This window comes from Pseudoalteromonas tunicata (genome assembly GCF_002310815.1).
GTDB classification, from domain to species: Bacteria; Pseudomonadota; Gammaproteobacteria; order Enterobacterales; family Alteromonadaceae; genus Pseudoalteromonas; species Pseudoalteromonas tunicata.
The window spans coordinates 1,936,489-1,957,663 of sequence record NZ_CP011032.1 but is presented as its reverse complement, the minus strand read 5'-3'; the positions used below and the strand labels follow the sequence as shown (position 1 = coordinate 1,957,663).

Sequence of the window (21,175 nt, the reverse complement as noted above, 5' to 3'; positions counted from 1 at the left end):
TGGGGAGACGTTTTAATATGCATAAAGTTCCATTATATATCGCAGGCGAGATGTGCCAATCTGAGACATCACAATGGATAGATGTACTCAATCCAGCCACGCAAGAAATCATTGCACAAGTTCCGTGTACTACCAATGAAGAAATGGCCCGTGCTATTACATCGGCTAAAGAAACATTTAAAACATGGAAAGAGGTACAAATTTCTGAACGTGCACGCATCATGATGCGTTATGCAGCGCTATTAAAAGAACATCATGATGAAATTGCCACTATTATCTGTCACGAACTCGGTAAAACATTTGAAGATGCCAAAGGTGACTTGTGGCGCGGTATTGAAGTGGTAGAGCAAGCAGCCAATGCACCGTCGATGATGATGGGTGAAACGGTTGAAAACGTAGCTCGTGGTATTGATACCTATTCATATATGCAACCACTGGGTGTTTGCGCGGGGATCACGCCGTTTAATTTCCCAGCCATGATCCCACTGTGGATGTTTCCAATGGCGATTGTGTGCGGTAATACTTTTATTCTGAAACCATCAGAACAAGACCCACTTACGCCAATGCGTTTAGTGGAGCTGTTTGAAGAAGCAGGTGCGCCTAAAGGGGTTTTACAAGTAGTTCACGGCACTAAACCTCAAGTAGATATCTTGCTTGAAGACCCTGCAATTCGTGCTATTTCATTTGTTGGTTCATGTGGTGTTGGTGAATACATTTACAGCAAAGGCACTGCAAATTTAAAGCGAGTCCAAGCCTGTGTGGGTGCAAAAAACCACATGGTCATTATGCCTGATGCAAAAAAAGAGCGTTTAATTAGTAACCTAGTGGGTGCTTCTGTGGGCGCTGCCGGTCAACGTTGCATGGGTATTTCGGTTGCTGTATTTGTTGGTCAAACTAAAGAATGGATCAACGATTTAAAAGAAGCCTTTTCTCAAGTGCGACCTGGTGTGTGGGATGACCCAAAAGCGGCTTATGGTCCACAAACCACCCCTCAAGCAAAAGCGCGTATTTTATCGTTAATTGCAAATGGCAAAAAACAAGGTGCAACGTGTTTACTTGATGGCTCTGATTTTACAGTTGAAGGCTATGAGCAAGGTAACTGGGTCGGCCCTACATTATTTACTGACGTTACAACTGAAATGGATTTATACAAAGAAGAAATCTTTGGTCCAGTATTGGCTTGTATTTGTGTTGATACCCTTGATGAAGCCATTGCATTAATTAACAACAGCCCTTACGGTAACGGCACTTCACTATTTACAGCATGTGGTGCGGCAGCACGTAAATTCCAACATGAAATTGAAGTAGGCCAAGTCGGCATTAATGTGCCTATTCCGGTACCACTGCCGTTTTTCTCATTCACGGGTTGGAAAGGGTCGTTTTATGGCGATCAACACACCTATGGCAAACAGGGCATTCGTTTTTATACCGAAACAAAAACGATTACCGCGCGCTGGTTCGAAGATGACATCGCAACTGGCCCAAATATGAGTATTAACTTGAAGTAATTTCTTTAGCAGGAGGGCGACAGCTCTTCTGCTAACATCAGCATAAAAGAGGTCGTTATGGACTTTAATCTTACCGAAGATCAACAAGCCTTCGCAGAAACCGCGCGTCAGTTTGCGCAAACCGAACTTGCCCCTAATGCAGCTCTTTGGGACAGAGAACATATATTTCCAAAAGAGGTCATCAAAGCTGCAGGTGAATTAGGCTTTTGTGGTTTATATACCCCCGAAGAAGCCGGAGGCTTAGGACTTTCTCGTTTAGACTCAAGCATCATTTTTGAACAACTAGCCATGGGCTGTACGGCAACCACGGCGATGCTCACAATCCATAATATGGCCACCTGGATGATCGCAAGTTTTGCAACTGATGCCATTAAAAACCAATATGTAGACCAATTAGTAATGGGACAGTTATTGGCGTCATATTGTTTAACCGAACCTGGTTCAGGATCGGATGCCGCATCGCTTAAAACAAAAGCCGAGAAACAAGGTGATAACTATGTTTTAAACGGCTCAAAAATGTTTATTTCAGGCGCCGGTGAAACCGAAGTCTTAGTGGTGATGGCACGTACAGGTGGCGAAGGTGCGGCGGGTATTTCTGCTTTTGTTGTTCCTGCAGATGCCAAAGGCGTTATTTACGGCAAAGCAGAAGAAAAGATGGGCTGGAATGCTCAGCCAACACGTCTCATTACCTTTGAAAACGTCATCATTAGCCAAGATAATTTACTCGGTCAAGAAGGTGAAGGCTTTAAATTTGCTATGCAAGGCCTAGATGGCGGTCGCATTAATATTGCAACCTGTTCAATTGGCACTGCCCAACAAGCACTCAATACCGCTAAAAATTACATGCAAGAGCGTGAACAATTTGGCAAACCACTTGCAGCTTTTCAAGCGCTGCAATTTAAACTCGCTGATATGAATACTGAACTTGTAGCGGCACGTCATATGGTGCGTTTAGCTGCATTTAAACTCGATCAAAATGATCCAGAAAAAACAGCTTATTGCGCCATGGCAAAACGCTTTGCCACCGATGTTGGGTTTAAAGTGTGTGATGATGCCCTGCAAATTCATGGCGGTTACGGCTACATCAAAGAATACCCACTTGAGCGCCACGTGCGTGATGTACGCGTTCATCAAATTTTAGAAGGGACTAACGAAATCATGCGATTGATCGTTGGTCGTCGTTTATTAGCGCAAGGCGCTGGTGATATTTTATAAGGAATACCAAGATGACAGCACAAATTAAGGTTGAAAAACGCGGTACAATTGCCATTTTAACCATGTCGAATCCGCCAGCGAATACCTGGACACGTGATACCTTAGTAAACTTAAAAGAAATTGTCACAGAGCTCAATCTCGACAAAAATATTTATTCGTTAGTGATCACCGGTGAAGGTGAAAAGTTTTTTTCAGCCGGCGCTGATTTAAATGTATTTGCTTCGGGTGATAAAGGCATTGCTGCCGATATGTCACGCGTATTTGGCGAGGCCTTTGAAACATTGAGCGATTTTCGTGGTGTTTCAATTGCCGCCATTAATGGATTTGCAATGGGCGGTGGATTAGAAGTAGCTCTTGCATGTGATATCCGCATTGCAGAGGCGCAAGCTCAAATGGCTTTACCTGAAGCAAAAGTTGGCTTATTACCTTGTGCAGGCGGTACACAAAACCTTGCCTGGCTGGTTGGTGAAGGCTGGGCAAAACGCATGATCTTATGTGGCGAGCGGTTAAAAGCTGACAAAGCCCTTGAAATTGGTTTAGTTGAAGAAGTTGTCGAAACAGGGAGTTCATTACAAGCCGCACTCGCGCTTGCAGAAAAAGTTGAGCAACAAAGCCCAGTTGCGGTCACTGCATGTAAAGCATTAATTCAAAAAGGTCGATTTGGCACCATTAATAGCGCTTTACCCCTTGAACGTGAACTATTTGTGACACTGTTTGATAGTAAAGATCAAACAGAAGGTGTAAATGCGTTTTTAGAAAAACGTGCGCCAAAATGGGTTAATGGCTAATGAGCGCTGTAATTTTCCGTGAAGTTGAAGCGATTTCAGGATTAAAAATCGGCATTGCCACTTTAAATGCCGAAAAATCCCTAAATGCACTTAACTTCGAAATGGTTTCTTTGTTAACTCCGCAGCTTAAACTTTGGCAAAGCGATAAAACCATTGCCATGGTGTTATTGCAAGGTGCAGGTGAAAAAGCATTTTGCGCTGGCGGTGATGTTGTCAGTCTATATAAAGCGATGAACGACGCCACCAAGAATGAGTATGTTGAGCGTTTTTTTAGTGCAGAGTATGAGCTTGATTATTTAATTCATTGCTTTGAAAAGCCTCTACTTGTATGGGGCAATGGCATCATTATGGGTGGCGGGCTTGGTTTGATGGCGGGTGCAAGTCATCGAGTCGTCACCGAAACCTCACGTATTGCAATGCCTGAAATTACCATTGGTTTATACCCTGACGTTGGAGGCAGTTATTTTCTAACAAAAATGCCTGAGCAACTCGGTTTATTTTTAGGCCTAACCGGTGCATCAATTAATAGTGAAGATGCCAAATATGTCGGCTTAGCAGACTACTTTTTGAAAGCGGAATTTAAAAATAAGTTATTTGATGAGTTGGTTGTGACCAATTGGGGCCAAACAGTCGCGTTAAACCATCAAAAACTCGACTCAGTACTGTTAAAACTACAACAAGAGTCAGGCAAGCCGCTGCAATCGAATATCAAGGCAAATTTAGCTGTTATTAAGCAAATGAATGCGTTAGCAACACTTAATGAAAAAATAAGCTTTTTAGCCAATGTAGACACTGACAATGTGTGGTTGCAAAAAGCAATTAAGAGCCTGAAACACGGCAGTCCGCTGAGCATGTGTTTAATTGAACAGCAACTTATTCGTGGTCAAGATTTACCCTTGGCGGAATGCTTTCAAATGGAATTAGGCTTGTCAGTGAAATGTGGTCAATTTGGTGAGTTTGAAGAAGGTGTACGCGCATTATTAATCGATAAGGATGGCCAGCCAGTGTGGCGCTATCAGTCGATTGAGAATGTTCCCGTTGATGTTATTGCTGATTTTTTTGAATCACCATGGAGTGCACAGACCCATCCACTAAAAAGTTTATTGAAGGATTAGAACAATGGCGAATATTGGTTTTATTGGTTTAGGAAATATGGGCGGCCCGATGGCTGCAAATCTTGTTAAAGCCGGCCATGTTGTTACCGTATTTGATTTAAGTCAACAAGCAATGCAAACACTGGCTGATGTTGGTGCTAAAGTTGCCAGTGATGTGATTGAATGCGCTGTTAATCAAGATATTACCATCAGTATGTTGCCTGCGGGTAAACATGTTAAAGGACTTTATCTGGGTGAAAAAGGTTTAATCAATCATCTATCAAAAACGAGTTTAGTGATTGATTGCAGCACGATTGATGCAGCAAGTGCTAAAGAAGTAGGCTCTCAATTACAAAAAGCGGGGATCCAATTTGTTGATGCTCCGGTATCGGGGGGAGTTGCTGGCGCTACGAATGGCACATTAACATTTATTGTCGGTGGCAGTGATGAGAGTTTTAGCCGTGCAAAAACAGTGTTATGCGATATGGGTAAAAATATCTTTCATGCCGGTGAATTAGGCGCAGGCCAAGTGGCTAAAATTTGCAATAACATGTTGCTCAGTATTTTAATGGCCGGCACCAGCGAAGCGTTGCAAATGGGCATAGATAACGGGCTCGACCCAAAAGTATTATCTGAAATTATGCTGCAAAGCTCTGGGCGTAACTGGACGTTAGAGCTTTATAATCCGTGTCCAGATGTATTACCTAATGTGCCTTCATCTCGAGGTTATACTGGTGGCTTTATGGTTGATTTAATGGCCAAAGATCTTGGTTTAGCTATTGAAGCTGCCAATCAAAGTAATTCAGCGACTCCGATGGGGGCACTGGCGAAAAACTTATACAACTTGATGCAAAATCAAGGCATGGGCGGTGAAGATTTTTCGGCCATTTTTAAATTATTTTCTAAACAGGGCTAGAACGTCATGGATATTAAAAACAAGACGATTGTGATCACAGGTGGCGCCCAAGGGCTTGGGTTTGCAATGGCTGAGCGTTTTGCAGCGCAAGGGGCAAATCTTGCACTAGTTGATATGAACCGCGAATTACTCGATAACGCTTGTAATAGCCTAAATCAATTAGGAATTAGCGCCAAGGGGTATGTTGCAAATGTGAGTAACGAAGAACAAGTCGAAGCAACGTTCTTAGCCATCAATCAAGATTTTGGTTCTATTGATGGTTTGATTAACAATGCCGGCATATTACGTGATGGCATGTTTATTAAAGCAAAAGAAGGCAAAGTGATTGCAAAAATGTCTCTTGAGCAATTTCAGTCAGTCATTGATGTTAATTTAACTGGCGTGTTTTTATGTGGCCGCGAAGCTGCTCAGTATATGATTGAAAATGCCACTGGTGGTGTGATCATCAATATGTCGAGTGTGGCGCGCTCAGGTAACATAGGGCAAACTAATTATTCGGCTTCTAAAGCCGGAGTAGTAGCAATGACAACAACCTGGGCGCGTGAATTAGGCCGATTTGGTATTCGTGTTGGGGCAATTGCACCGGGGGTTATTCGCACCGCAATGACCGATGCGATGAAACCAGAGGCAAAAGAGCGCATGATAGCGATGAAACCGGTTGGTCGTTTTGGTGAAGCCGAAGAGGTTGCCCATACAGCTCACTATATTTTCGAAAATGACTTTTTTACTGGTCGTGTTATCGAAATAGATGGCGGTATTCGTTTATAAGATGATTATCTGATTAAATTCGTTATACAATTGGGCAGCTTTGGCTGCCTTTTTTATGTTTTATTGTTACCAAATGGAATGCTATGACACTCAATAAATCTATTCATAATTTTTATATCAATGAAGAGCAATCGATTTATTTGTTATCGCATCATGATGCAAAAAAACATAAGCAATGGTTAAAAATTTGTTCTAAACAATTGACGCTTTTAGGGTATGAACAAGTTGAACTTATTGGCTCAGGTGCCTTTGGTTTTGTCTTTGCAGGCGTAGACGATGAGCAAGAGCAGTGGGTTTTTAAGTTTTCACGTATTACCCTTGCACAAGCGGTACGAGACCGCCTTGAAGATGAAGCGTATATGCTGTCTCAAATTGATAATCCTTATGTACCTAAGTTTTATGCATTTGAACGAATAAAAAAACAGGGCATTTTAATGATGGCCCGAGCTCCAGGCGAAGATTTAGAAAAATTTTCGCTGCGTAAAGGTAAATTATCGCCACAATTTATCACCCAACTTGCGCTTAAATTACACAGTATTTTACTCGACTTGCGTAACAATAAAATAGGGATGTCACCAGCGCCCATTGCTCATGGCGATATCAAACCATCAAATCTAGTCTGGAATGATACTAGCAAACAATTATCTTTGGTTGATTGGGGCTCATCAGTTTACGCACAAGAAGATGGCTTGGGTAATCCTATCGCTTCAAACATCATGGATTTAATGTCTCATGATTTACAACACTCCAATGCACGTATGGGAGATGTTTATTTTATTGGTGATGAACAAATGGCGGGCATGAAATCATCCCCACGATTTGATGAGCAAGGTGTTGCATCAACACTTTACGCTTTAGCTTCAGCGCAGTCTTGTCGCTTTGGTAATACTGTGATTCCCGCAGCCAGTTTAGGGTTACCAATGGAACTTGCTCGCGTTATTGATGGTATGTTGTCAAAAAATAAAACTGAGCGAGACCAAGCTGGTGATTATTTCATTCGTAATATGCCCAAAATTGCGAAAACATATTTACCCGAAATACCAGTACAAGAAACCAAAAACAAAATTCCTTTTTGGTTTGCGGAAGCTACCACAGAGCCCGAGACCGTAGTATATAGCTCGCGTAAATCTTTTTTGCGCCAAGCGGATGCAGAGCTGGTACTCGTTGATGTTAACGATGCGCAGCTCGATCGTTATTATCGTGATTTTTTACTTGATATGGGCGATACCGAAAAAGCATTTTTGGCTTCTATTAGTCGTTTGGCGAAATATCCAGTGGTTGGAGGGCTTAGTTTTCATTGGAAAGATGAGCAGTTATTCATAGAATCGAGTCTTATTTTGCATCAACAATCACTAAAAAAAGCATTTACAGATGCAGTTAATAATACGGTGAAATTAGCTCAAGGTATTGTACAAAAGGGCTTGTTTAAGTGCTGTTTATTTGATGCGCGCACAACAATTCAACTAGCCCGTAATAAAAATGGCCAATTAGTTTATGACACATTACCGATCATTGGTTATCAAGTTATGAATGTCAACGTGAGTGAAATAACCCGCCCACATTCTTATTTTGAAGATGGAAAAGACCCAGATGAGCAGCTCACGTTACCCAAAGAAATGCTCAAAGGGGTATTTGCGCTGAACCAAATACACCATACCGGATGTATTATTGTTGAATCTTTACCTGATAGGCTCAAAGTGCATCATTATTATCGTTTACTTGATCCAACTAAAGAGCAGCAATTTAATAGTTTACTGCAAAAAATAATGGCCAGTATAGTGACGATCACAGATTTTGGGGTGGCTGGTTTTATGAAATTACCCTACAAAAATACGCGGCAGTTTGATTTATGTGCTGTTCAAGCCGAGCATTTTTATCCTCGCAATCCAAAGCAATTCCTAAGCCAAGGCTAAAGACTAAATAGGTATTAAAATATGCTGCTTAGATTATTTTGCTGTTGAGTTTTTGTAATTAACTGATCTTAAATAATTCATGCAAATAAGCTGGTTTTTAAGCAGTTTTTAGTATTGATCTCTTATAAGAGCTATGGTTATCTTAGTACTAAGTCAGGTGAAGCAAGCACCATTTTACCTGAACTTTTTATCCATTTTGGACTCAAACTTATTTGTAGCCTTGCTACAAACTTACAACGATACAACGTATTACTTGTTTTAGAACATGTTATAAATGTAGTTGCCTTCTTTGACATATTTATAACGCTTTAATTAACTATTTGTTAAACGTGGTTTTACCACTGTTCAAGATCAATAATAAGGTGAGGACGTTACCTATGAAGAGACAAAAACGAGATCGTCTTGAAAGAGCACACGCACAGGGTTTTAAAGCTGGATTAGCTGGACGCTCTAAAGAAATGTGCCCATATGAAAACTTAGATCCACGATCTCATTGGCTCGGGGGGTGGCGAGAAGCCATCGAAAATCGAATTATGTATAAAGTTTAAATACAAAACGCCCCAAATGGGGCGTTTTTGTTTAACGAATTGCTGGATTTAGAAGCTGCTAGTATCTTGGAATAAACCAACTTTTAAATCTTTTGCTTCATAAATAACACGGCCATCTACTTCAACCGTACCATCTGCTAAACCCATAAATAATTTACGTTTAATAACACGCTTCATCTCTAAGCGATAGGTTACTTTTTTAGCCGTTGGTAATACTTGACCAGTGAATTTTACTTCACCTACGCCAAGTGCGCGACCTAAACCAGGGCCGCCCGACCAACCAAGAAAGAAACCAACTAATTGCCACATGGCATCGAGACCTAAACAACCTGGCATCACTGGATCACCTTTAAAGTGACAAGCGAAAAACCATAAATCAGGGTTGATGTCGAGTTCAGCAACAATCTGACCCTTACCGTGCTCGCCGCCATCGTCATTGATGGTAATGATACGATCCATCATCAACATATTGTCACTTGGTAAACGACAATTACCCTCACCAAACATCTCACCACGGCCACAGGCCACTAATTCTTCTTTTGTAAAACTATTTTTTTGAGTCATATTCTTCTACTTTGCGTAAAAATTGCCGTTACTTTAGCGAACAGATGTACGCTAAACAACTCCGAACAGTTAATTAATCGTTATTTTTTGCTAAATACCATCGATTACATCGAATTCATGGTGGCATTTTGTGCTTTTTCAGCAAGAAATCTTTATAATGCCTCGGTATTTATTTAATAGGGTAACGCATTATTATGATCCTTTTTGTGAACGATCTAACTGTCATTGATTTTTCTTATTTATGTCATCAGCGTGGCGCGGTCGGTGAAAGCTGGATTGTTGATTTAACGCTTCATGGTAGCCTTAATGCGCAATCTATGGTGCTAGATTTCGCCTTAGTAAAAAAACAGGTTAAACGCATCATTGATGAGCAAATAGACCATAAATTAGCGGTGCCAAAGCACCCTAATGTCACGGTAACGCATCAAGATGTTCAAACCAACGTCAGTTTTAACTATGCCGATGCTCAACTAGCGCTAAGTTGTCCAGCGCAAGCGTATTGTTTTATCGAATCACCAGAAATTAACATTGCATCGGTAACCGAATACCTTATCAAAACGATTATGCCTCAATTGCCTCAAAACATTGATAAAATTGAAATTACCTTACGTCCAGAAAAAATTGATACCTTTTATTATCATTACAGTCATGGTTTAAAAAAACATGATGGTAATTGTCAACGTATCGTCCATGGCCATCGTTCAAAAATTGAAATTTATGAAAATGGTATGAAAAGTCCTCGTTTACAAAAACAGTGGGCAGAACTGTGGCAAGATATCTATTTAGTCAGCGAAGAAGATATTATTACAGCTGGCCAACTTAAATTTATCAGCGCACACGAGAACAGTCTTTGCTGCGCGTATATCGCACCACAAGGCTATTTTGAATTAGCAATTAATCAAAATCGTACTCATTTATTACCCTACGACACCACAGTTGAATGTATTGCCCAATACATAGCTGAACAGTTAAAAGCGCAAAATCCGAATAATGATTTTAAAGTGGTAGCCTATGAAGGGGTTGCAAAAGGGTCTATTGCGTATGCTTAAACTTGTCGCTGCCATAGTGCTAGGAGTGAGCTCTTTAACACTTCAAGCACTTGAGTTAAAAGGAAATCTCACTCAAGGTGGTTTGGTGATGGGGTCATTGGCTGGTAGCCATGATGTATATTTGAATGACACCCCATTAAAACTAACCTCAAAAGGGGAGTTTGTGTTTGGTTTTGGTCGTGATAGTGAGCTTGAACATGTTTTGCGCTGGACCGATAAAAACGGTAACAAACAGCAAAAAAAAATCTTGATCACCAAACGTGACTATAAAATTGATAAAATTACTGGTGTAGCGCAAAAATATGTCACGCCTCCAGAAAGTGTGTCAAAGCGCATAGCAACAGAAGCTGCTGCAGTTAAAAAAGCGCGCGCTAATGTCTCTGCACGAACTGACTTCTTAAACCCAGTATATCGACCAGCAGAAGGGCGGATATCTGGTGTCTATGGCAGTCAGCGTTATTTTAACGGTGTGGCAAAAACCCCGCATTTTGGCTTAGACATAGCTAATAAAAAAGGTACGCCTGTACTTGCGCCATTGTCTGGTAAAGTAGTTTTTGCAAATCCTGATCTTTACTATTCAGGCGGTACGCTTATTTTAGATCATGGCCATGGTGTAACCTCAACATATATCCATTTACATACTTTAAATGTTAAAGAAGGCCAAGAAGTGAAGCTTGGTGACAAAATTGCTGAAATTGGTGCAACAGGGCGTGTAACTGGCCCCCATCTCGATTGGCGTTTTAATTGGATGCAAGAACGCCTAGATCCCGCTTTATTAATGATAGATACCATAGCGAAATAAATTTTAATGAATGTGATGACACAAACGCAAAAAGAAGCCATTTTGGCAACCCGTATAGAACAATCTTTAACACGAATTACTAAAACCGTGTTTCCAAGTCGTACCAATCACCATAATACCTTGTTTGGTGGTGATGCACTTGCTTGGATGGATGAAGCTGCATTCATTGCCGCAACACGTTTTTGTCGCAAACCCTTAGTGACAATTTCATCTGATCGCGTTGATTTTAAAGAAGCCATTCCAGCTGGAACATTTGCTGAACTTGTTGCAAAAGTGGTTCATGTAGGTAATACCAGTTTACGAGTCGAAGTCGAAATCTATCTAGAAACCATGCACAGAGATGATAAGCATTTGGCTATTTCTGGTAGCTTTACCTTTGTTGCTGTTGATGATGACCATAAACCAACACCTGTGGTATGTGAGGGTATGTACAAAGGTTTTGTTTGAACTAACAGACATATCAAAAGAAAACGCAGCCGAGGCTGCGTTTTTTATCACTATAAAATAAGTGCGGCTATCCAACCGAATACTAATAGTGGAATATTAAAATGTAAAAAGGTTGGAACAACAGAATCCCAAATATGATCATGTTGTCCATCTGCATTTAAGCCCGATGTTGGTCCTAAAGTTGAGTCAGACGCCGGTGAGCCTGCATCGCCTAATGCCCCTGCGGTACCTACTAATGCGGCGGTTGCCATTACTGAAAAATTAAGCTCCAAACAAAGTGGTACAAACAAGGTTGCTATGATTGGTACTGTTGAAAAAGAGCTGCCAATACCCATAGTAATAAACAAACCCACTAATAGAATTAGTGCTGCTGCAACCGGTTTATTGCCATCAATCAAATTAACCGCTGTATCGACTAAGCTTGCTACATCACCAGTTTGTTTTAATACCTCTGCAAAACCTTGTGCAGAAATCATGATAAAACCAATCAGCGCCATCATTGCAACGCCTTTACTGAATAAATCATTACTTTCTTGCCATTTTACTGCGCCAAAAAGGGTAAAAGTGACAACACCAGTTAAGCCACCTAAAATCATCGAACCTGATGAATATTGCGCCAATAACGAAAGCCCTATGGCTGCCAAGCCAATCAATAAAACCTTACTTTTGTTTTCAATCTTTTTTTCACTTGGTTGATTTAGTGAATTATCTTGGTAATAACGTTTTTTACGGTAAGTAAAAAATACCGCAATAAAGAGGCCAACCACCATGCCACAGGCAGGAATAATCATCGCTTGTGGTACGGCAGTATTAATAATTTCTAACCCGTTATCGGTCAGGTTTTTATGTAAAATACTATAAAGATAAATTCCACCAAATCCATAAGGTAACACCATGTATGAGGTGGCTAAACCAAAGGTTAGAACACAGGCTACTAAACGACGGTCGAGCGCTAATTTATTTAAAATAATTAAAATAGGGGGGATCAAAATAGGAATAAATGCAATATGAACGGGGATCACATTTTGTGAAGCAACCGAACACAATAAAATAACCGTTAAAATTAAATAACTTAAACTCATTTTTTCATGAGCATTGTCGTGTTTGTTTACTTTTGCTAATAACCTTTCGGCTAATATCTGGGTTAGGCCTGATTTTGAAATTGCTACCGCAAAAGCGCCTAGCATGGCATAACTTAACGCAATCTCAGCGCCACCGGCTAGACCTGAATTGAATGCCTGCAAGGTATCGACAATTGTCATTCCTGAGATTAAACCGGCCACCAAAGCACTTATGGTCATGGCAACAATAACATTGACCCGAATTAAACTGAGTCCTAGCATCAAACTGACGCCAATGATGACTGCATTCATATTACTTCTCTCTTTTTATTATTTTTGCGACTAAATTTTTTGCATCTTGCTGTTGTTGAATCGTGCAATGCTCAGACTGATAACGCACTTGTGACCAAAGTGAAGCAAACTGTTGTAATAGTGTTGCTTTTTGTGGAAAGAGTTCAGCTAACAAGTTAAGTTGCGCCAGCGGTGTTGCGCCTGAATGAAATAAATCTTGGCAATCAATTTTAGATCCATTCTTTTTTGCCCAATTTTGAAGTTGTAAGAACTCTTTTGCAAGTGCGGTGCGATAGATTTGACGGTTTTGCCAGCGGTATAACAGGTAATAACACAACAACAGTAAAAATATAAATGCTAAAACTGACATAGCAATGGTCAAAGGTGACCAATTGCCAAACAAGTCAGCTAAAAAAGACTGCTGAGTATCGTTATCATAACCAAGAACCCAAGCCGTCCAAACAAAATCCAGATAATCAACTTGATTGTAAAGCCAATTTACCATTGGATAATTAGCCAATGATAACCAACCAAACTCAATGTTATTTAAAAATTCGCTACGATGTGATTCACTTTGAGATAAAGACCCATTTAGACGATCTGGCGCGATAACTTTTGTCGCATCAAAAATTGTCCAGCCTTGCCCCTCTAGCCAGACTTCAGTCCATGCATGGGCATCGTATTGATAGATATTGTAATAATCTGTATCAAGTCGTTTTTCGCCTCCTAAATAACCCGATACAACACGTGCGGGGATCCCAGCTGAGCGAAAAATAAACGCAGCACTACTGGCATAATGACCACAAAATCCTTTTTTACTGCTTTGCATAAATTGATCTATGGTATTAAGGCCTCGTAACGGCGGTGGGGTGAGCGTATAACTAAAGCCTTGTTTAGCAAAATATCCCATTAATGAGTTAAAAAATGCCTCATCGTTTGCAGCAACCGCCCGAAGCGCTTGGGCTAGTTGTTGTGAATAAGGATTATCAAGGGTATCAATCTCAGTATTTAAACGTTTTTTATATGACGATAAGCGGGTGTTTTGCCAAAATGTTGGCTCGCTTGACGCCTGATATTTAATACTTTGAGAAAGGTTTTTATTTCGTGCCAGAATACCATCGTAACGATTAACCATATCATCCGAACTAGACTGAGCATAATTTAAACCATATAACCAAGGAATAGATGATTTTTCAGCAATGATTTCATATTTAATCGCAGTTGATGACTGTTCGATAGTGTCTAAAAAAGGTTCTGGTCGTTCTGCGTGTTCTAAAATATCCCAGCCTTGATCTGCATATTCTTCATGGATCATCGCTCGCCAATAAAAAGGTGTACTGGGTGGATTCTGGTTAAATTTAGCCCTAAATACGAGTTCAGATGAGCGCGATAACTTTGCAATATCAAATGGATTGACTGTTTCATTTAGCCCTGTTGTTGCACCTGTTGGCCCAGGTAAAGCCCAAAATGAAGGCAGTTTTGGAATAATTAAAAAACAAACAAGGGCAATAGGGAGGCTAAATACCAGCGTTTTAGCCGCCAAACGGGCCCTAAACCAAAATGACTGAGCAGGATCGGCTAACAAATTTAAAGCAAGTAAATTGAGTATTAATAGTAGCAAACTAATTAATGTGAACATTAAATTCTGCTGATAAAGAAAAATGCTCGCAATCAAAAAGGTTTGAGTCACCGCAATTAACTTAATATGTCGTGGCTGGATGGCTATTAACTGTTTTAATGCAATTGCACTTAGCAACATACTTACAAACAAATTGACGGTATCTGAAAAACCAACATCAATCACTAATGTGAACATCACAGCTAGCGCTAAAATATTACCAATGAAGGTCGAAGGCCTCGCTAGTTGCTCAAGGGCGCACATTAAACTCCATAAAATGATTAATAAAACAATTGCAATAAAGCTTAATGAGATATAACTCGATAAAGATAAGGTGATCAGTAATAAAATAACGGCTTGGCAACTTTGAGCATTTATTTTTCCCATTTTTAAGCCTCACTTATCTTTTCTAAGCAATGAGTCAAATGGGCAAAACCTTGGTTAGGCTCTATGATGGTTTTTGGCAGTTTAATACCAAACCGGACCTCTTCTTGATGTGCTTGTGTGACTAAAAAACTTAAGTATTGTAATTTAGTTTCAAAGTTATCAGGCAGTAACTGCAAATCAAACATTACATCCTTTCGAACTAAATTATTAAATTGTTTGGCCATAAGTTCATGTTGCTTTGCATAGTGTTTCCATGAAATACGGGCAAAATTATCACCTTTTTGAAATGTTTTTACTCCTTCAAAATCATCATTGCCTTTTGTAATAGCAAGATCACCCTCACCAGTGTCATTCGTTTGATTACTTCGATGAAACGAGATTGCAATGGGGTCGGGATAAACAAATACATTTTGGTCATACAATACATAGCTCCACACAGTGACAAAACCAAATGGAAAACGTGAGTAGAGTTTGATGCGTGGTAAAGGGTATTTTCCTCTTTGAGCGGGCTTAACGGTTAACGTCAGCACGGTTTTGTTTTGATCAATTACAGGACAAAGAATAGGGTAGGAGTCTTCACTTTCTATCACTAAATTATGTAATTTATGTGGATTGCTTAAGGCCAAATTAACTTGGTAGCCCGCACTCAAATAATTATTTTGTTTTGAAACAAACTCAATTTTAGTGTCACTCAGATTTAAATAACCTTGAACTACCGAAACCAATACAATCGATAATAAAATATAACTCGTTAAAATTATGAGATTATTTTGATAATTACTCCCCAAAAGAAAAATCAAAATAGAAAATAAAATAAATAACCAACCTAACTTTGAAGGTAATACATATAAATTTTGGTGTTTTAAGGTCAACAACAACTTATCGTGCTTGCGCTTAATAAGTTGTAAGTTAATTTTACGATTAATAAAACTTTTGATTCTCATATCAATAACTTACAAAGGTACAGGTACAGCTATGAGTAATTGCCTAATCACATCGGAATCAGCAGTATTACTGTTGAGATTTAATCTGTGTTCAATCACGCTTGGTAAAATTGCTTGCACATCATCAGGCGTAACAAAATCACGATTTTCTATAAACGCCCATGCTTTAGCGGCATTGATAAGTGCCAAACTTGCTCGAGGTGAAAGCGGCATCATGTAGCGTCCCGGTTCACGAGTGTAAGTTACTATCGCTAAAACATAATCAATAACAGCATGAGCAACGTTAACGTGATGAACCTGAGACTGCATGTTAATAAAGTCACCAAAACTAAGAACAGGCGATAGGGCATCAATAGATAAATTTTTCCCCAATAAAATTTCTTTTTCCGCTGTTTGTGACGGATATCCCAAGGATAATTTCATTAAAAACCGATCTAACTGAGATTCAGGCAATGGAAATGTACCGGCTTGATAAATCGGGTTTTGCGTTGCGATCACAAAAAAAGGGCTTGGTAAATCATAGGTATGGCCATCAATACTGACTTGATGTTCTTCCATAGCTTCTAATAATGCGCTTTGAGTTTTTGGACCTGCACGGTTAATTTCATCGGCTAAAATCACTTGATTAAATAAAGGGCCTTGATGAAAACTAAAGCTTTTATCATGCAAATCGAAAATCGAGGTACCAATAATATCTGCCGGTAATAAATCGCTGGTAAATTGAATCCGCTGATAACTTAATCCTAATGAAACAGCCAATGCATGTGACAATGTGGTTTTACCCATGCCAGGTAAATCCTCAATCAACAGGTGGCCGCGAGCAAGCAAACATGCCAAGGCTAATTTGATTTGTTTTTCTTTTCCTAAAATAACTTGGCTTAAATTGTTAATAACAGCATGAATTGACATGAGATACGAATTCCTAATTCTATATTTTATTCCAACTTGTTAGAGAATAAAGAGATCTCACAATAAAGCCAACCCTGAATAAATTTAAAACATGGAGATGGCAGAGAATATAATTTAGAGGTTAGATAACGACCCCGCAATGTCCGATACCGTCTAGTATTGGACATTGTGATTAATAAGCTAATTCACAGTAAAATACAGGGTTTGGATCTATACATATATAACAACCGATAATTAATGTTATGTTAAACTGACTATTTATGGCTTTAAGCATGACTAAGGGATTGGTTCTTTAGCTTGTATTCTCCTTCTCTGGGGTAATATTTTCAAAATATCAACTAGATGAGCTATGCAAGCAATGCTATTAGTCAGCTCACCGCAAAGTTAACTTCTAATGTAATTGACTCTTCATTGCCACCTTTAAAAATCCCTTGCTCGAAATTAATAACGTTTACCTTCATTTTGTCACTCAAAGTATCATCTAAAGGTCTTGTTAGTTAATTGCTTGGGTTAATATTAATTTACTAGCGGGCGTTATAAATCTCAGATTCTATTTGTCTTGCGGAGCTAAATTTTCATGCCATTTAACCACTGTTCTGGATAATCGATTTTCAAGGCCGATTGGCGCGTAAACAACGAGCCTAATGTACGTTAATCCCGGCAGAGATAGATTTATTGTTAAGAATTAAGATTATTAGGTTTCAAGCGCTAGATTTCAATTCGGAGATTAGCCTGTTTAGAAATATCATCAAAGTAATTAATTGTTTTTAGCAAATACATTTAAACATTTATTATGGTTAAAATAGTTTTGATTCATTTTAGTTATTTAAAAATAATCAAATTTACTTCATCCCTTACTGTTCGGTTTTTACATCTAAAATTATTGCTATGAAAATATAATTACGTGTTTTTCTAGGCTCAATTTATTGTATTGCTTATAGCGATATCCTTCATTATGTTAATTTGTAATGTCGCTATCAGATGCCCAAAATAAAAATTAAAAGGAATTAAAAAATCTAAATATCGACCATCAATTGATTCATGAAAGTATGCAACAGTAATTCAAGTATCATTTATTTAGATAATTTCAACTGTCTTAATGGTTACGATGCGTTCTTATTTAGTTTTTGTTTAAAACAATAACCCACCTCAGATTTCATCTGCTACTAGGTTTGTATCTGATAAGTTATCTACAACACCAATTTAACATAACGCGAATATCGGCTAAAAAAAGGCCAATACTCTATTGGCCTTTAAGCATTCGTTTCAACAAAGTTTATTCATAACCGCGCGGTTTTTTGGTCTTGATAATGGCGATATACGCGTGCCAGCTTGCGTAACTTAAAAGTGGCATTATTACAATAAAACCAGCGGCTCCAGTTAGAAAGCCCAGTGCCACCAAACAAAAAATACAGATTGACCATACGATCATTGCAGCAAAGTTTTCTTTTACTGCATGAATTGATGAAACCACAGCTGTCATAATATCAACTCGACGCTCCATCATAATTTGTGGTGTAAATGCAGAAATAGCAAAGACCGTAATAAGCAAAATAGCGCCGATAATTGAACCTAAGGTTAAAAAAGCAGACAATTCCTCAAAAGTAGGATTGGCATAACTTGGATACAAAGCATGAACAAGTGCCGCTAGCCTCATCCATACAATCATTATCACCATTAGTAAAATTGCGAAGCCCCACTCTCCTACTGGATTTCTAAACATCGATTTTAAACTGTGACTGAGAGTTGGTACGTGTCCTTTTTCAAGTTCCCAAGCAACGTCATATAATCCAACAGCAAACGCAGGGCCTATTAAAGCAAATGCGACAGTTGCCGGTAAAATAACCAAATAAGTACCAGTAAAAACCACGGAATATATAATGGCGATAGGAATAAGCGTGAAGATAAGGCCATAAATTAAACTTAAAATTGGTGCACGTGTCATGTCTTTAAACGCAAGCGCTAACCAATGAAAAGCAGCAAAGGTAGAGACTTTATTACATTCTAAACAACGGGCAAATTCGTTATTTTTATCAATTGTATGTGTTGTTGGCATAGTTGCCTCCTTGTCTGGGTTCTCTTTAAGTTTTAGAACACTTTATGCACTGTTGCAATGGAGACAACCAATACGATAATAAATAAAAAGGTCGGTTATGCTTATTTAGCAGGTTGCATATAAATCACTTTATCTTGTCCTGTCCATTCGAGTTGTAATTGAGTCACAAAGATATGCTCAATTTTAGATGAAATCAGCGGATTAGAACCAAGCCCTGCTTTTAGCTTGTTTTTAAAGGTAGTTATACCATTATTATCTTTTAGTTCATTGATAGATAAAGTTTTTAATGTCATTGCTATTTCTTCATTACACGCTAAAGAGTTCACTTGTGATGTTTCGTTGTTAGCCCAATTAATATGCACTGATGCTGTAACTTTAAAACTTGATTGGTCAGCAGGATTAACTTGAATATTGCGAAAGCTTTCGATGTTTTGCGAAAAAGTATGACTTGAAAAAATCAATAAACCCAGTAGCGTTAATGTTTTTAAGTGTTGAGATGCTAGCAATGTTAAGTCCCTATAATTAATATGCAATGCCTTAAAATAACGACTTTTTTAAGTTGCTGCAAATAAAAACGCCGCAATTTTGCGGCGTTAAAGTCTTTAGATACTCACTCGTTTATAATCACGATATTGTGGTAGCCAGTAGTTTTTATCAATTGCTGAGCGCAGAGCATCATCAGATATTTCTAAAGCAACGCCCTGCTCAATCGCTTTTTTAGCGACAGCAAAGGCAATTTCTTTGCTTAAAGCTTCAATTTGCGTCAGTGCAGGAAGTAAACTTCCTTTACCCGTATTGGCAAGTGGTGAAGAAGCTGCAAGGGTTTCACTCGAAACCATGAGCATTTCATCGGTAATGGTTTTTGCTTTGGCAGCAATTACGCCCAAACCAATGCCTGGAAAAATATAACTGTTGTTACATTGTGGAATTGGGAAGGTTTTACCATCATATTCAACCGGGGAAAATGGGCTACCGGTTGCTACAATTGCTTGGCCTTCTGTCCAATGGATCACATCATGTGGCACAGCTTCTACTTGTTTTGACGGATTACTTAAAGGGAAAATAATTGGTCTTTCACAACCTTGATACATAGCACGAATAACTTGCTCGGTGAACAAACCTGGCTGACCCGATACACCAATTAAAATATGTGGTTTTGCGCAGTGCATCACATCAAGTAACGAAGCGTATTCACCACTGAATGTCCAATCTGCAAGTGTAGTATCATTTTGTACTAGTGCTTGTTGGAAATCACGTAAGTCGGCCATGCCATCAGTGAGTAAGCCAAAACGGTCAACCATGAAAATTTGACTACGAGCTTGGGCATCTGAAATACCTTCAAATACCATTTGACTAATAATTTGCTCTGCAATACCACAACCTGCTGAACCGGCACCTACAAAAGCAACCGTTTGATCTGATAGCTTTTCACCTTTTACACGACATGCAGCTAACAAAGATCCAACCGTGATTGCCGCAGTACCTTGAATATCATCATTAAAACTACAAATTTCATTGCGGTAACGTTTTAATAGTGGCATTGCATTTGGCTGAGCGAAATCTTCAAATTGCAGTAATACATTTGGCCAACGGCGTTTAACAGCATTGATGAATAAATCTAAAAATTCATCGTACTCTTCTTGGCCAATACGCTTATGACGAGCACCCATATACATAGGATCATTAAGCAGTTTTTCGTTATTAGTACCAACATCTAGCATTACAGGTAAAGTATAGGCAGGGCTAATACCGCCACATGCCGTATACAACGACAATTTACCTATTGGGATCCCCATACCGCCAATACCTTGGTCGCCTAGGCCTAAAATACGTTCACCGTCTGTGACAACAATTACTTTTACTTTACCTTTGGTGGCATTACGCAAAATATCATCGATTTGATGACGATCTTCATAAGAAATAAATAAGCCACGAGCGCTGCGATAAATATCAGAGAACTGCTCACACGCATCACCCACTGTTGGGGTGTAAATAATAGGCATCATTTCTTCTAAATGATCACGTACTAAACGGTAATAAAGCGTTTCGTTATTATCTTGGATTGCACGTAAATAAATATGTTTGTTGAGGTTATCAGTAAAGCTTGAATATTGCTGATAACAGCGTTTAACTTGCTCTTCAATCGATTCAAATCGTGGTGGTAATAAGCCCATTAAGTTGAAGCTTTCACGTTCGCGCTTGGTAAACGCACTCCCTTTATTTAATAAAGGCGTTTCTATGAGTTTTGGACCCGAATGTGGGATGTAAAGAAAGTTTTTAGTGTCTTTATTAGTCAT

General features: G+C 39.1%; 19 protein-coding genes. 11 read left to right on the top strand and 8 right to left on the bottom strand.

Translation table 11 applies throughout. The features are described 5' to 3' along the window. The first annotated feature begins 17 nt into the window (after nucleotides 1-17). From PTUN_RS08900 to rmf, 8 genes are all read left to right on the top strand, one after another. Entirely contained in the window at nucleotides 18-1,508 is a 1,491-nt protein-coding gene (locus tag PTUN_RS08900; protein WP_009839915.1) for a CoA-acylating methylmalonate-semialdehyde dehydrogenase, read from the top strand. 57 nt (nucleotides 1,509-1,565) lie between these two features. Beyond that, nucleotides 1,566-2,723 carry an acyl-CoA dehydrogenase family protein gene (locus tag PTUN_RS08895; RefSeq protein ID WP_009839914.1) on the top strand — a complete coding sequence of 386 codons (1,158 nt, stop codon included), beginning with the start codon at nucleotides 1,566-1,568 and terminating at the stop codon, nucleotides 2,721-2,723. 11 nt (nucleotides 2,724-2,734) lie between these two features. Beyond that, nucleotides 2,735-3,511 carry an enoyl-CoA hydratase gene (locus PTUN_RS08890; protein WP_009839913.1) on the top strand — a complete coding sequence of 259 codons (777 nt, stop codon included), beginning with the start codon at nucleotides 2,735-2,737 and terminating at the stop codon, nucleotides 3,509-3,511. Next, on the top strand, nucleotides 3,511-4,626 hold the full coding sequence (locus PTUN_RS08885; protein ID WP_009839912.1) for an enoyl-CoA hydratase/isomerase family protein: 1,116 nt from the start codon (nucleotides 3,511-3,513) through the stop codon (nucleotides 4,624-4,626). Before PTUN_RS08890 ends, PTUN_RS08885 begins: the two co-directional genes overlap by 1 nt. Nucleotides 4,627-4,630: 4 nt before the next feature. Further along, a complete protein-coding gene (gene mmsB / locus PTUN_RS08880) occupies nucleotides 4,631-5,521 on the top strand; it encodes a 3-hydroxyisobutyrate dehydrogenase (protein ID WP_009839911.1) in 891 nt (296 codons plus the stop codon). A gap of 6 nt (nucleotides 5,522-5,527) precedes the next feature. Then, nucleotides 5,528-6,289, top strand: a complete 762-nt coding sequence (locus PTUN_RS08875; protein ID WP_009839910.1) for an SDR family oxidoreductase — start codon at nucleotides 5,528-5,530, stop codon at nucleotides 6,287-6,289. Between the two features lie 83 nt (nucleotides 6,290-6,372). Further along, a complete protein-coding gene (locus PTUN_RS08870; RefSeq protein WP_009839909.1) occupies nucleotides 6,373-8,202 on the top strand; it encodes a protein kinase domain-containing protein in 1,830 nt (609 codons plus the stop codon). Nucleotides 8,203-8,579: 377 nt separating this feature from the next. After that, nucleotides 8,580-8,750, top strand: coding sequence for a ribosome modulation factor (gene rmf / locus PTUN_RS08865; protein ID WP_009839908.1), 171 nt, complete (start codon nucleotides 8,580-8,582; stop codon nucleotides 8,748-8,750). Between the two features lie 48 nt (nucleotides 8,751-8,798). Here rmf and fabA read toward each other — a convergent pair whose 3' ends face one another. Next, nucleotides 8,799-9,314, bottom strand: coding sequence for a 3-hydroxyacyl-[acyl-carrier-protein] dehydratase FabA (gene fabA, locus PTUN_RS08860; protein ID WP_009839907.1), 516 nt, complete (start codon nucleotides 9,312-9,314; stop codon nucleotides 8,799-8,801). Nucleotides 9,315-9,508: 194 nt separating this feature from the next. Here fabA and PTUN_RS08855 point away from each other — a divergent pair, with 194 nt between their 5' ends. From PTUN_RS08855 to PTUN_RS08845, 3 genes are read left to right on the top strand one after another with little or no spacing between them, the layout of a single operon-like run. Then, nucleotides 9,509-10,363 carry a 6-carboxytetrahydropterin synthase gene (locus PTUN_RS08855; RefSeq protein WP_009839906.1) on the top strand — a complete coding sequence of 285 codons (855 nt, stop codon included), beginning with the start codon at nucleotides 9,509-9,511 and terminating at the stop codon, nucleotides 10,361-10,363. Continuing rightward, nucleotides 10,356-11,165 (top strand): M23 family metallopeptidase, encoded by an 810-nt coding sequence (locus PTUN_RS08850; RefSeq protein WP_009839905.1) that lies wholly within the window; start codon nucleotides 10,356-10,358, stop codon nucleotides 11,163-11,165. The genes PTUN_RS08855 and PTUN_RS08850 overlap by 8 nt, the downstream gene beginning before the upstream one ends. A 15-nt stretch (nucleotides 11,166-11,180) precedes the next feature. Then, nucleotides 11,181-11,612: an acyl-CoA thioesterase gene (locus PTUN_RS08845; protein WP_040644249.1), complete on the top strand. Its 432-nt coding sequence runs from the start codon at nucleotides 11,181-11,183 to the stop codon at nucleotides 11,610-11,612. Nucleotides 11,613-11,662: 50 nt separating this feature from the next. On the opposite strand, the gene PTUN_RS08840 is transcribed toward PTUN_RS08845, so the two are convergent. The 7 genes from PTUN_RS08840 to PTUN_RS08810 form a co-directional block, all read right to left on the bottom strand. Next, nucleotides 11,663-12,985: a Na+/H+ antiporter family protein gene (locus PTUN_RS08840; RefSeq protein ID WP_009839903.1), complete on the bottom strand. Its 1,323-nt coding sequence runs from the start codon at nucleotides 12,983-12,985 to the stop codon at nucleotides 11,663-11,665. A 1-nt stretch (nucleotide 12,986) separates the two neighbouring features. Continuing rightward, nucleotides 12,987-14,969 carry a transglutaminase TgpA family protein gene (locus tag PTUN_RS08835; RefSeq protein WP_009839902.1) on the bottom strand — a complete coding sequence of 661 codons (1,983 nt, stop codon included), beginning with the start codon at nucleotides 14,967-14,969 and terminating at the stop codon, nucleotides 12,987-12,989. 2 nt (nucleotides 14,970-14,971) lie between these two features. Then, nucleotides 14,972-15,913: a DUF58 domain-containing protein gene (locus PTUN_RS08830; protein WP_009839901.1), complete on the bottom strand. Its 942-nt coding sequence runs from the start codon at nucleotides 15,911-15,913 to the stop codon at nucleotides 14,972-14,974. A 9-nt stretch (nucleotides 15,914-15,922) separates the two neighbouring features. Continuing rightward, a complete protein-coding gene (locus PTUN_RS08825) occupies nucleotides 15,923-16,822 on the bottom strand; it encodes an AAA family ATPase (protein ID WP_009839900.1) in 900 nt (299 codons plus the stop codon). A 1,276-nt stretch (nucleotides 16,823-18,098) separates the two neighbouring features. Then, on the bottom strand, nucleotides 18,099-18,878 hold the full coding sequence (locus PTUN_RS08820; RefSeq protein ID WP_009839898.1) for a DUF2189 domain-containing protein: 780 nt from the start codon (nucleotides 18,876-18,878) through the stop codon (nucleotides 18,099-18,101). 101 nt (nucleotides 18,879-18,979) lie between these two features. Further along, complete coding sequence (locus PTUN_RS08815) at nucleotides 18,980-19,384, bottom strand: hypothetical protein (RefSeq protein ID WP_009839897.1); 405 nt, start codon at nucleotides 19,382-19,384, stop codon at nucleotides 18,980-18,982. Nucleotides 19,385-19,480: 96 nt separating this feature from the next. Further along, nucleotides 19,481-21,175 carry an NAD-dependent malic enzyme gene (locus PTUN_RS08810; protein ID WP_009839896.1) on the bottom strand — a complete coding sequence of 565 codons (1,695 nt, stop codon included), beginning with the start codon at nucleotides 21,173-21,175 and terminating at the stop codon, nucleotides 19,481-19,483.

Coding starts and splice junctions, on each gene's coding strand:
- PTUN_RS08900 (WP_009839915.1), top strand. CDS start 18: ATGCATAAAGTTCCATTATATATCGCAGGCGAGATGTGCCAATCTGAG.
- PTUN_RS08895 (WP_009839914.1), top strand. CDS start 1,566: ATGGACTTTAATCTTACCGAAGATCAACAAGCCTTCGCAGAAACCGCG.
- PTUN_RS08890 (WP_009839913.1), top strand. CDS start 2,735: ATGACAGCACAAATTAAGGTTGAAAAACGCGGTACAATTGCCATTTTA.
- PTUN_RS08885 (WP_009839912.1), top strand. CDS start 3,511: ATGAGCGCTGTAATTTTCCGTGAAGTTGAAGCGATTTCAGGATTAAAA.
- mmsB (WP_009839911.1), top strand. CDS start 4,631: ATGGCGAATATTGGTTTTATTGGTTTAGGAAATATGGGCGGCCCGATG.
- PTUN_RS08875 (WP_009839910.1), top strand. CDS start 5,528: ATGGATATTAAAAACAAGACGATTGTGATCACAGGTGGCGCCCAAGGG.
- PTUN_RS08870 (WP_009839909.1), top strand. CDS start 6,373: ATGACACTCAATAAATCTATTCATAATTTTTATATCAATGAAGAGCAA.
- rmf (WP_009839908.1), top strand. CDS start 8,580: ATGAAGAGACAAAAACGAGATCGTCTTGAAAGAGCACACGCACAGGGT.
- fabA (WP_009839907.1), bottom strand. CDS start 9,314: ATGACTCAAAAAAATAGTTTTACAAAAGAAGAATTAGTGGCCTGTGGC.
- PTUN_RS08855 (WP_009839906.1), top strand. CDS start 9,509: ATGATCCTTTTTGTGAACGATCTAACTGTCATTGATTTTTCTTATTTA.
- PTUN_RS08850 (WP_009839905.1), top strand. CDS start 10,356: ATGCTTAAACTTGTCGCTGCCATAGTGCTAGGAGTGAGCTCTTTAACA.
- PTUN_RS08845 (WP_040644249.1), top strand. CDS start 11,181: ATGACACAAACGCAAAAAGAAGCCATTTTGGCAACCCGTATAGAACAA.
- PTUN_RS08840 (WP_009839903.1), bottom strand. CDS start 12,985: ATGAATGCAGTCATCATTGGCGTCAGTTTGATGCTAGGACTCAGTTTA.
- PTUN_RS08835 (WP_009839902.1), bottom strand. CDS start 14,969: ATGGGAAAAATAAATGCTCAAAGTTGCCAAGCCGTTATTTTATTACTG.
- PTUN_RS08830 (WP_009839901.1), bottom strand. CDS start 15,913: ATGAGAATCAAAAGTTTTATTAATCGTAAAATTAACTTACAACTTATT.
- PTUN_RS08825 (WP_009839900.1), bottom strand. CDS start 16,822: ATGTCAATTCATGCTGTTATTAACAATTTAAGCCAAGTTATTTTAGGA.
- PTUN_RS08820 (WP_009839898.1), bottom strand. CDS start 18,878: ATGCCAACAACACATACAATTGATAAAAATAACGAATTTGCCCGTTGT.
- PTUN_RS08810 (WP_009839896.1), bottom strand. CDS start 21,175: ATGACTAATAAAGACACTAAAAACTTTCTTTACATCCCACATTCGGGT.